General features: G+C 36.4%; 9 protein-coding genes. All 9 read left to right on the top strand.

What is annotated here, in order from left to right; all coding sequences use genetic code 11:
- The first annotated feature begins 1,124 nt into the window (after window positions 1-1,124).
- Window positions 1,125-2,351, top strand: coding sequence for a benzoate/H(+) symporter BenE family transporter (locus JIN86_RS14215; protein ID WP_009371695.1), 1,227 nt, complete (start codon window positions 1,125-1,127; stop codon window positions 2,349-2,351).
- Between the two features lie 26 nt (window positions 2,352-2,377).
- Entirely contained in the window at window positions 2,378-3,670 is a 1,293-nt protein-coding gene (gene hemL / locus JIN86_RS14210) for a glutamate-1-semialdehyde 2,1-aminomutase (protein ID WP_225341037.1), read from the top strand.
- Between the two features lie 133 nt (window positions 3,671-3,803).
- Window positions 3,804-5,243, top strand: coding sequence for a MocR-like pyridoxine biosynthesis transcription factor PdxR (gene pdxR / locus JIN86_RS14205; RefSeq protein ID WP_202342240.1), 1,440 nt, complete (start codon window positions 3,804-3,806; stop codon window positions 5,241-5,243).
- A 40-nt stretch (window positions 5,244-5,283) separates the two neighbouring features.
- Complete coding sequence (locus JIN86_RS14200; protein WP_009371692.1) at window positions 5,284-5,646, top strand: hypothetical protein; 363 nt, start codon at window positions 5,284-5,286, stop codon at window positions 5,644-5,646.
- 169 nt (window positions 5,647-5,815) lie between these two features.
- A complete protein-coding gene (locus JIN86_RS14195) occupies window positions 5,816-6,316 on the top strand; it encodes a sigma-70 family RNA polymerase sigma factor (protein ID WP_004230431.1) in 501 nt (166 codons plus the stop codon).
- Entirely contained in the window at window positions 6,313-7,569 is a 1,257-nt protein-coding gene (locus JIN86_RS14190) for a DUF4179 domain-containing protein (protein WP_202342239.1), read from the top strand. The genes JIN86_RS14195 and JIN86_RS14190 overlap by 4 nt, the downstream gene beginning before the upstream one ends.
- A 236-nt stretch (window positions 7,570-7,805) precedes the next feature.
- Window positions 7,806-8,600 (top strand): aminoglycoside phosphotransferase APH(3'), encoded by a 795-nt coding sequence (locus JIN86_RS14185; RefSeq protein WP_009371688.1) that lies wholly within the window; start codon window positions 7,806-7,808, stop codon window positions 8,598-8,600.
- 637 nt (window positions 8,601-9,237) lie between these two features.
- On the top strand, window positions 9,238-9,666 hold the full coding sequence (locus JIN86_RS14180; RefSeq protein ID WP_269799456.1) for a GNAT family N-acetyltransferase: 429 nt from the start codon (window positions 9,238-9,240) through the stop codon (window positions 9,664-9,666).
- Between the two features lie 393 nt (window positions 9,667-10,059).
- Window positions 10,060-11,184 (top strand): ABC transporter, encoded by a 1,125-nt coding sequence (locus JIN86_RS14175; protein ID WP_202342238.1) that lies wholly within the window; start codon window positions 10,060-10,062, stop codon window positions 11,182-11,184.
- Window positions 11,185-11,194 lie beyond the last annotated feature (10 nt).

Genomic DNA, 11,194 nt, shown 5'->3' with positions numbered 1-11,194 from the left:
AATTCTTGAACTAAACTGCCCCGTTAGTTTAAGTGAAAAGCTTCAAAATCTTTTACTCAATAATTCAACAATAATATCCAATTTTATTGAAAAGGTTTATCAATAATCTGGCCCTTTAATTAAAAAAGCGCTGATTCTTGTTCCAGAATCGCGCCCGATTGTGGAAGATTATAAGCATAATTCTTGCTAAACTAAAGCATCCCGTTAGTTCAACAGCAAAAGTTTATTAATTCTTTATTTTCCTTTATGTAAAAACTTCAAATAAAGCAAGAAGGAAAATATCAATACTATTGCATAAAACCAAATTGAACGATACCAAGCATTTTTAAATTCCACCCAAAAACCCCTTCCACCTAGTTCTGGAGGCAAAGCTGAATAAATTGAAACTTCAATATATAGCATTAAACTGAAAAATAAGAATAAAGGAAGAAAAAATACCCACACCAAAAGATTGGATTTCATAAAAGTCCCCTTTCTATTTCACAAAACTATTAATAACAGTAGAGAATTTATAAGTTTAACGTTTGTATTTAGATGAAAGTTCCAATATAAAAAAGAGATGGTACTTCAACTAACCTGCACCATTAGTTTAAGTAATCTTCACAATCTTCGCGTCCAATAATTATTGTATTTTATTCTATTAAATGGCCCGTTTGTTGACAAAAAAATCCTGCATTTCAACACAGGATTTTTTTATCAAACTTAATATGAATGATCAATCTTTGTTTTTAACGATTAGTCATTTTTATAAAACTACACTATAGGGATAGTGGTTATTTTATTGTACCTAATTTTATGGACTGCTCAAATTCGCAGTTTTGGATGTTTTTTATCAATCCGTATTGCGTTATGCTAAGACCGTTCATTTATTAGCAAGGAGGGGGAGTGCTACTTCTGTTTAGTTCAGGTAGATTGACATTTTATTAGATAGCGACAAGTAAAGCGTTACTTCGAATCAAGCAAATTGAAATTTATGGAATGACACATTACATAAAGAGGGCTAATGACAATAGGAAAACGACATTCCACAAAGGAAGGAAACAGTCCTTAAAGGACGAGAATACGTGATGAATTCCTAGTATGAAGAAGGGATTAAAATAATTTGTAGAAAGGTAGGAAAGTGTATGAACTCAACATCCGTTTCACTGAATGTGCGTGATTTCCTGTCGCCCACCATCGCTGCTTTTATATCTGTCTTAGTTAACTATGGGGGCACTTTTATCTTGGTGTTTCAGGCTGCCAAGGTTGCTGGTCTAAGTCCAGAAATGACTGCATCATGGATATGGTCGATTTCCATTGGTGTGGGGGTAACGGGTATCTGGCTAAGTTACCGATACCGTGAACCCATTATTACAGCTTGGTCAACACCAGGCGTAGCGTTTCTTGTTTCGGCTTTAGCGGTTACCCCGTATGCTGAAGCCATTGGTGCTTATATTATTTCTGCAATAGCATTTGTTTTGTTAGGTTTATCAGGCATGTTTGAACGTTTTGTCCAACTCATTCCGCCAGGCATTGCTTCAGGTTTACTGGCAGGTATTTTATTACAATTTGGTATTTCAGCCTTTGGTGGTGCGAAAGTGGAACCTTTACTTGTCATCGTCCTGTTTACTACGTATATCGTATTAAGAAGGTTTACATCTCGCTATGCAATTGTCGGTATGCTAGTCATTGGCTTGATTTATTTAATAAGTATGGGGCAGGTAGATTTCAGCCATATCGAGTTAGCCTTCGCGTCTCCTGTATTTGTTGCGCCAACGTTTTCTCTACATGCATTATTGGGTGTCGCTTTGCCGCTTTTTATTATTACCTTAACAGGACAGTACATGCCAGGCATGCTAGTGTTGCGAAATGATGGATTTAAAACGAGTGCCAATCCGATTTTGATTGTAACAGGATTGGGATCACTCCTGACAGCCCCCTTTGGATCACATGCTTTTAACGTAGCAGCAATTACAGCAGCCATCTGTACGGGGAAGGACGCTCATGAGGATTCAAGAAAACGTTATATTGCAGGTATTGTCTGTGGCATTTTTTATATAATTGTCGGTATTTTTGGGGTAACATTGGCTGCATTGTTTTTAATTCTCCCAGCTACGTTCATTGCAACATTAGCGGGATTAGCGTTGCTAGGCACAATTGGAAGTAGCCTTGCCAATGCATTAACAAATCCAATTGGGCGTGAAACAGCACTCATTACTTTTTTGGCAACAGCTGCAAATGTTACTTTACTTGGAGTTGGCGGGGCATTTTGGGGGCTTGTAGCAGGTTTGGGCGCACATTTATTAATGAATGTTCCATTGCTCAGAAAACAGCAAAGCATAAATGAGGGACAACAAATTAGACAAAGATAATATCACTACGAAAGGTGGTTTTTAACATCGATACGACGAAATCAATAGAAGCCTTCGAAATAGCAAAAAAACTTATGCCTGGTGGGGTAAATAGCCCAGTGAGAGCATTTCAATCAGTTGGGATGGAGCCAATTTTTATGAGTCATGGGAAAGGCTCAAACATATATGATATTGATGGCAATCGCTATATAGATTATGTGCTATCTTGGGGCCCATTAATTCATGGACATGCAGATAAGGAGGTTTCAGATGCACTTCTTGAAGCCATCCAGAGGGGGACAAGTTTTGGATTGCCAACTTTACAAGAAAATAAGCTAGCCACATTAATATCTACTCGCCTACCTTCCATAGAAAAGATTCGAATGGTTAATTCGGGTACAGAAGCGACAATGAGCGCCATTAGACTAGCTAGAGGCTTTACTGGCAAAGACATCATTGTGAAATTTGATGGAAACTATCATGGGCACAGTGATCATCTATTAGTAAAGGCAGGCTCAGGAATTGCTACATTCAGCCTTCCTGATAGTCTGGGTGTACCTTTAGAGATTACTAAGCATACAATCTCCATTCCTTATAATAATATCGAAGTCCTGAAAACGATATTTGATAAATATGGCTCACAAATTGCAGCAGTTATCGTAGAACCGTTTGCAGGCAATATGGCGGGAATACCAGCTAACCCTGAATTTCTTCAAGCAATACGTTCTTTCACTACAAAATATGGTGGCCTATTTATACTCGATGAGGTCATGACTGGTTTTCGTATAGATTACCACTCTGCTCAAGGGCTTTATAACATAAAACCAGACTTAACATGTTTAGGAAAGATCATTGGTGGAGGAATGCCTGTTGGGGCATATGGTGGAAGAAAAGAAATCATGAATCACATTGCACCTGAAGGTAGTATTTATCAGGCTGGAACCTTATCGGGTAATCCAATCGCTATGGTAGCGGGGTATACCACAATCAATAAATTAAATCATAACAGTTATTCGTATATCGAAGCGTTAGCAGATCGGCTTATACAAGGCTTATCAAAAGTAGCTCATAACAACCATATTCCACTTAAAACAACGAAAGCTGGGACAATGATTGGCTACGCATTCATCGATCATCCCTTACAAAATTTTGATGATGCTCAAAAAATAGATGCTGAGATGTTTCGCCGTTTTTATAAAGAAATGCTAAAACAGGGTATACTTCTACCTCCTTCTCAATATGAAAGCATATTTATCTCGACTGCTCATTCCATACATGATATTGATAGAACGATTCATGCTGCAGATGTAGCCTTTAAAAGGATGTTATCATGTAATTAGATGATGCAAGGTGTACTACAAACATCCTATATCTATAAAATGATCGATTTGATAGTATAATACTTATTGACTGTACAAAACGATTAATTTTCGCATATTTTAACAATCTCTATTCTAACTGGAAGTGAATTGAATGTTACAAGTTAACCGAGACGATAAAAATCCTATATGGCAACAGTTACTTGACCAAGCTATTCATCATATTACAACAGGCAAATGGCCACCAGGGGAGTTACTTCCTCCATCCCGAGAACTCGCCTTATTAGTAGGTGTTTCTCGCTCAACTATACAAATTGTTTATGAGGAATTATTTAGTCGAGGGTATACCGTGACAAATTGGCGTGGAGGAACAAGAGTAAGTGAATGGGGATTTAAAACCAACTTGGCAGATGAGGTGATTCCTCAAGGACCATCTACGCCAACATTACCTTTATTAAACGTGGCAGTTGATGAATTAAACAGTTGGTTTAGAGGCAAAGAAAATGGAAACGTCGCAATCGATTTTTGTCCTCATGAGCCGTATTTGGACGAGCATTTCCGAAAAACTTGGCGACAATCGTTTTTACAGGCTTCAGCAGAAACAGATCTGACCAATTGGGGCTATGGCGATGCCTACGGTTTCACACCGCTCCGTGAACAGATTCAACGTTACCTGACATTTGAAAGAGGTGTTCATGTAGAGATTGACCAAATCATCTTAACCTCTGGCGCGCAGCATAGCATCGATCTGATTGCCCAAGCCCTTCTAAAAGAAGGAGAAACGGTTTCTGTTGAAGATCCGGGCTTTCCTGCAGCCTGGATGACCATGAAATATAGGCGTATGAATGTTGTCGCTGTGCCCGTGGATGAGTATGGCGTACAAGTAGAGCAGATTGATCCACAAACCAAGCTTATTTTTGTTACGCCTTCTCACCAATGTGCAGTGGGTGTCATAATGTCTGAGCCACGCAAACAACAATTGCTGCAAAAATCTGCGAAAAATCAATTTTGGATTGTAGAAGATGATTATGATGGTGAATTTAGGTATCGAGGTGGCCCGCTTCCTACTTTGTTTAGCCAACAACCCCACAACACATTATATATGATGAGTTTTTCTAAAATGGTTGCTCCTGGCATACGAATATCGGCAGTTATCGGCCCAAAAGATGCCATTCGCCAGCTTGCGCAAGTACAACAATTAACCTATCGGCATCTTCCCATTATGGAGCAATTAACGCTTGCTCATTTTATTGAGCACGGTCATTTTATGCGTCATATGAGGAGAGCTAGAAATGTCTATCGACGTAGACATGAAGCGATGACAAAGGCAATCATGGCAACAGGACTAGCCGAACGTTTCAAGCTAAGTGGCATTGAAACGGGTTTGCATATGCTTCTTGAAGCGGAAGAATCGTTTGATGAAGAAGCAATGACGAACCTCGCACTCGAAAATGGGATACGTGTTTATCCACTTAGCAAGTATTGCTTAGAAAATAATCGGAAAGGATGGGTACTAGGCTTTGCTAAAATTGATGAGCTAGCCATTGAGGAAGGCATTTTTCGTCTTGCAAAGATTCTCTTGCAAGAAACGTAATCATTAGCCGGGCATAAAGGGAATTGGAGGTTGCGATACTATGCCATACATTCATGAGTTTGGGATCATTGCTTGTATAGAAAAAGACAAGGAGTATGCTGCTTATGAACCTGAAAAATACAATTGCATCGGTGTAGATGGTGACCTCTTTGATGAACTGCTTTCAAAGAATTTTGGCAAAAAAATACATCACCTCGAAACTTTTGCACACAACACAAATAGGCCATTTAAAAGTCTCGCCTATTGGGGGATAACCTTGATACCACCGAGCTCCCATAAACAATTTTTAAATATGGTGAGTGAAGCCAATGTCGAATACCAATCTGCAGAACTTGAAGAATTAATCAAAAAAATAGCTGAAGCAATAAAGCAAGATAAATGGATGATTCATTATGGTGTTTAATGTTTACCAATACATACAGGTTAGGGGAAGAGGCGATTGTTCAATTAGAGCAATCGCTTCTTACTATTAATGGGGAGATGTGTTGAAATGACAGTTTCCTAAAAAGTTTCAAAAATTTTGAACGAAATGCAACAAGGTTGAGTCTAATGAGAGAAGGAGGCGAAAAAGGATGAAATTTGAATTAGAGCAGCGTGCTATACGTGGAGATCAAGAAGCGATACTTTCATTGATTGAAATGGATGAGGATATTTTATATCGCATGGCCTTTACATATATGAAAAATGAGCAAGATGCTATGGACGTGATGCAGGAGCTTGTTTACAAGGCACTCAAAAAAATGCATACCGTACAACAGCACGAATATGCCAGAACATGGCTTGTGCGTGTCTTAATCAATTGTTGTAAAGACCATTTACGAAAACGTCCACCGACTGTTCAGATTGAGGAACACCACCTATCTGAATGGGTCATCTACTCAGATATGGAGAAATTATTGGAACATTTATCTTTATCGGAGCAGCAACTCGTCTATATGAAATATTTCCAGCAACTAAAAAACAAAGAAATTGCCGAGCTCAATCAAATTCCTGAGGGTACTGTAAAATCGAAGCTTCATCACATTTTAAAGAAGCTTAGAAGCTTTGCTAGAGAAAAGGAGGACTGGCTATGAGTAAATCATTAATTGACGTTCCAAAGGAGAAACTGCAACAAGTTCGCATGGACATGTTTCGGAAAGTTCAACGAGAAAAAAGAAGAAAGAAGCGCATTGTTTCGGTTGCATGCATCTCCATGCTTTGCCTAAGCCTTCTCTTTTCAATTCGCGTCTCGCCAACGATTGCTAGCCAAGTTGCCAAAATACCTGGCTTTCAAGCAATTGTCACAGCGATTGCAATAGATAAAGGAATAAAAGATATTGTAGATCATGAATACTATGAAGAAATCAATGTGACGCAATCTAGAAAAGGTCTAGCACTTACATTGCAGGGCGTGATTGCCGATAATTTAGGATTTGTCCTGTTCTATGACGCTGATGCCTCATTTGATATTTCAAAATTAAATTTAGAGAAAGTTCAATTGTTTCAAGGAGATGAGGAGATTGAATGCGGCTGTACGTTTACCATGAATGCAAGCAATCAAACATACATCTCTTCAACAGTGAAATATAGTTTTTTAAAGCCTATCGCCTATACTTCCAAGGATTTTAAAGCAGTTTTTCACTTTCAGGATGAAGAGAAAGGTAACATTGAAATATCTTTACCGTTTTCACTGAAAAACGAGATTGCAAAGGAGAAAATTTTTACTGCCAATCGTACGATCGATGTCAATGGGCAGCAATTTACAATTACACAAATTCGCCGTTCGCCACTAAAAGTGGCACTCGATATTGAGGTAGCCAAAGATAATACAATGCAACTATTAGCGCTCGATGATGTTGCCATCATGACAGAAAGCGGTGAACGTAGAGATAGTATTAGAAATGACATTTCAACAGACGGGAATATTCGCGATGGCAAATTTACGCTCTATTTGCAAAGTAATTATTTCGATGATCCAGCGTCATTGACGGTTATGATTGGCGCCGTTCAAGCTGTGCCAAAGGGTGAGGATTTTATCGAAGTTGATTTTGGCACAAAAGAGATACTTACGAAGCCTCCTTATTTTAAGGGGGACATTTCAATAGTGCAGCAAAGTGTAGCAGTTAAGATGAATAAAAATAATGAAGGCAAATTATTAAAGCTCTCTGACGCCATAAAAGAAGATGGCACGCCATTAGAATTCAAAAGTTTGACCATTTCACGAGACGAGCAGTATGTAGTGGAGACATCACAATTTGAAGAATATAATGGAAAAGCTAAGCTATATTTAAACTATTACCCTCATCCGATTGGGGAAAATATTGAAGTAAGCATTCCATTGCAATAAAAAGCAGCAGCTGTTCAAAAAGACGCACCTTTTTGAATAGCTGCTTTGCTTTATTTCACAAGAAATATATTATCAAAACATCTACTTACTGAACTAAAGAGATGCTGTCCTTAAAGTATCGAGTAGAATTTTTTTTCTAGTTAAAATAGTGATGCTATTTAGTTGAAGAAGGAATTTTAATAAATAAAAAGAAGAATTAGGTATAGTAAAAATTCTTATTAGATGGGGTGTACGCAATGCAACCAATACATATCGATGAAATTCCAAGTGAAATTAAAGAATATCTTAACAAGATTCATTCTATAAAGTTTCCACGGCAAGGTTACACCTCCGATGTTGGATTAATTGAAAATAATAAAGGGGTTTATGCATTGAAAAGGACAAAGGGAGAATTATTTTGTTCTTGGTTGAATAGAGAAGTATCTGTATTAAACTGTTTGACTGATCAAGCCAAACTACCTGTTCCAAAAGTAAAGAAATTTGTTGAACAAAATAACAAAAGGGACTCCTGGGCTCTCCTTGAGTTTTTAGAGGGGGAAACACTAAGGACTGCTTTATTCAGCGAGAAAAATAAAGCGAAGCGGCAAGAAATGATATTTAATTTTGGTGCACTCCTATTTCAAATCCATACAACCCCATGTCCAAAAGAGTTAATTTGTGAACAAAAATGGATTGACCATATGCTAAATCAAGCTGAATATAATCTGAAAAATTATAAAGTAGATGGAAATGAGAAATTATTAGAATATATTAAAACAAATAAACCTAACTTGTATAAACAAACTTTTATTCACGGAGACTTTACAATTGATAATGTTTTAGTTTCCAACGGAGTCATCACAGGAGTAATTGATTGGGGAAGCGGAGCTTATGGTGACCCAAGGTATGACGTATCATTGGCTATACGCCCAAAACCCAATGCTTTTGAACATGAAATAGATAAAGTCATATTTTTTGAAGGGTACGGGGAAAAGATTATTGATGATAACGTATATGATTATTTTGTAAATGGATTATATGAATTTTTTTAATGTTTTGTTATTTAACTAGCTAGGTGCTTTCCTTCAAGTATGGAGTAGAGCCCTTTTCTATTCAAGCTAACGGTGCTGGTTAATTTAATTTATGTTAGTAGGTAGTATGAATGGCATAACTAAAATTTTAGTTATCAACTAACAAGAAGCTTGTGGAAGGAAGTTTGCGAATGTGCTTAAAAACACTTGGAAAGGAATATTTATCATGTACGTATTCATGTTGCTTATTTTTGTAGTGATTAAGGTCGATGGAAATATAATGACCTTCATCAATACTATACAAATAAATCATGAGGAACAAGTGCAAACCTAGTTCCTTTTAGAACAATTGGTGCTAATCTAAGCGATTTATAAAATGGTGTTTAATCATTCCTTTTATATCTATTCAAAAAGGGATCGCGTTAGCTAAAAAATCATCAATGCAAGATTTTCATGATTTAGCTGAAAGGCTAGAGAACAAGAGTAATTAAACGAAAGCTTCTTCAACTAATAAGGGCAATTATTCAAATATTGTATTAATACTGGCTATTTTAGTTACGATCATTAAAAATATACTCGTAGTAGCTTTGAACATCGCCATTTAGGGAACTGGCTTCAAAGAGTTTACACTTTACAGCAGGGTGACTATAAAGGAGATATTGTACCCAAAATGGATTATGAATACGAGCTTTTTAAAATCACTGCTACACTTCTTGAAAATAAGGATCATTCAATCAATAACATCGACTTTTTACAATCCAAAATAGGAGATTTTTGGTCCTCAACTGATATTTTCCTCCTTAAAGGCATGGGCTATTGTATAATTCATCGTAATGAGATTGTGAGTACATGTATTTCAGGCATTGTTGCTGCAAATGTACATGGCATAGATATCGAAACTATAGAGACTCACCAAGGAAAAAAACTAGCTCAAACACTCGCATACGATTATGTTCAAGAATGTTTAAAGAATAATTGGATTGCCTATTGGGATTGTATGGATATGAACAAGTCTTCTGTTGCAGTTGCAGAAAAGATAAGATTCAGGAATATGTTTAATTATACTGGCTATGAATTTTCGCTTTAACTTATGTGGAACATGGCAAACAAGCCATTTTAAATAGTTGATCATTTTAAGGACTGTTAAAAGCAGTCCTTTTACTTATGTCGTTTATGGAATGTACCAGTAACATAAATATCTGTTTTAGAAGCAGTCCATTAGATAATTACTATACAAAATTTAAATCTATAAATACCTAACATGAAAATAAGAAGAAAGATACTTTCAATCGTTAAATAGTTTAGTAATTTAAAAGTAACTAAATTTTATATTTTCATATTATTTATTTGCTATTCATCCAACAAGTAGCAACCTTTTTATTCGTACTATTCATAACCTTCAAAATACAAAAAATTGAAAAAATATCCACTAAGCATTATCATAGTATTCTAAAGACTATCACAATAAAAAGCGAGGAGGATGCCAGTGTTAAGAGCATTAAAAGTAGGTTTAGTGATAGAGCGAGCAAATCGAAGAAATTTAGTTGCACTAATTGCTGTTGTCATGATCGTTTTTGGCTTTATGTTTTATATAAAGGCACAAGCCGTTGGTAATCAGCTTATTGAGAAAAAGGGTGATTATTATTCAACACAGGCGATACTATCAAAGTTTCAAGTGAAGGATGCCTCGGAAACAGGTGATGGCAGCGACATATTTAAAAATTTAACGAAGCAAAAAAGTAAGATTGCATTGCAAATAGCCACATTAACGATGGACAGACAATCCATGTATTATGAGGCTTCACTTCAGCTTGCTGAATTAAGACAAGAGGCATTCCAATTAGAAGGATACAATGACATCGCAGAATTATTACCCTCTAAATTACAAAATTCGATGGACTATCTTTATTTTAAATGGATGAATGATGCGGGAAGGGATAAAATAACCGACTTATTTCAATACATACCTTTCTTATTATTTTTCTTTAGTTACGTAGGTGCAGGCTGGTACATATTTATTAGCTTCCAAACAAGTTCTATTTTGCTAGATGATTTTGAGCATTCTAGTTTAATTCAAGGCTTTCCTGTTCGTTTTGATTTCTATATTTTATCCAAATGTATGATTTCTTTGTTCACCATCATCACAAGCTTTTTACTCATTTTTATTTGCGCTAGTCCATTTTGGGTATTAAATGGACTTGGAAACCCACTAGATCCAGTAGGAATATACGTAGGAGATGCTGTATTAATCTCTTCCATCCAATATATCGCGATGAGCCTTGGCTATATGTTCGTCATTTCCATTTTCGTCATGCTGCTGTCGATTATCTTGAATGTGTTACTGAAAAATATGTATCTAACATTATTCGTGCACTTTATCTTGTTCTTTTTACCGATGATTTTCCCATCTTTAATTAGTGTATTTCCCTATAATCCTTTCAATTTCATGAACTTCAATGATATTTTAAGAGGCGTACCAGTAGATTTAGCACAGCCTGTTGATATTACGATGAATCTAGGATTAATCATATTGCTTATCTGTATTATTTTAATGTTATTCGCTATTAAAACGTTTTTCTCAACAGGAAAAATCAAAAGGGCATAGGGGAGGTACT

It is taken from the genome of Lysinibacillus sp. HST-98 (assembly GCF_016757845.1).
Taxonomy (GTDB): domain Bacteria; phylum Bacillota; class Bacilli; order Bacillales_A; family Planococcaceae; genus Lysinibacillus; species Lysinibacillus capsici.
Note: the sequence above shows the minus strand (reverse complement) of the source record. Positions and strands in the feature narration are given on the sequence as shown.

Coding starts and splice junctions, on each gene's coding strand:
- JIN86_RS14195 (WP_004230431.1), top strand. CDS start 5,816: ATGAAATTTGAATTAGAGCAGCGTGCTATACGTGGAGATCAAGAAGCG.
- JIN86_RS14175 (WP_202342238.1), top strand. CDS start 10,060: ATGCCAGTGTTAAGAGCATTAAAAGTAGGTTTAGTGATAGAGCGAGCA.
- JIN86_RS14185 (WP_009371688.1), top strand. CDS start 7,806: ATGCAACCAATACATATCGATGAAATTCCAAGTGAAATTAAAGAATAT.
- JIN86_RS14190 (WP_202342239.1), top strand. CDS start 6,313: ATGAGTAAATCATTAATTGACGTTCCAAAGGAGAAACTGCAACAAGTT.
- JIN86_RS14200 (WP_009371692.1), top strand. CDS start 5,284: ATGCCATACATTCATGAGTTTGGGATCATTGCTTGTATAGAAAAAGAC.
- JIN86_RS14215 (WP_009371695.1), top strand. CDS start 1,125: ATGAACTCAACATCCGTTTCACTGAATGTGCGTGATTTCCTGTCGCCC.
- pdxR (WP_202342240.1), top strand. CDS start 3,804: ATGTTACAAGTTAACCGAGACGATAAAAATCCTATATGGCAACAGTTA.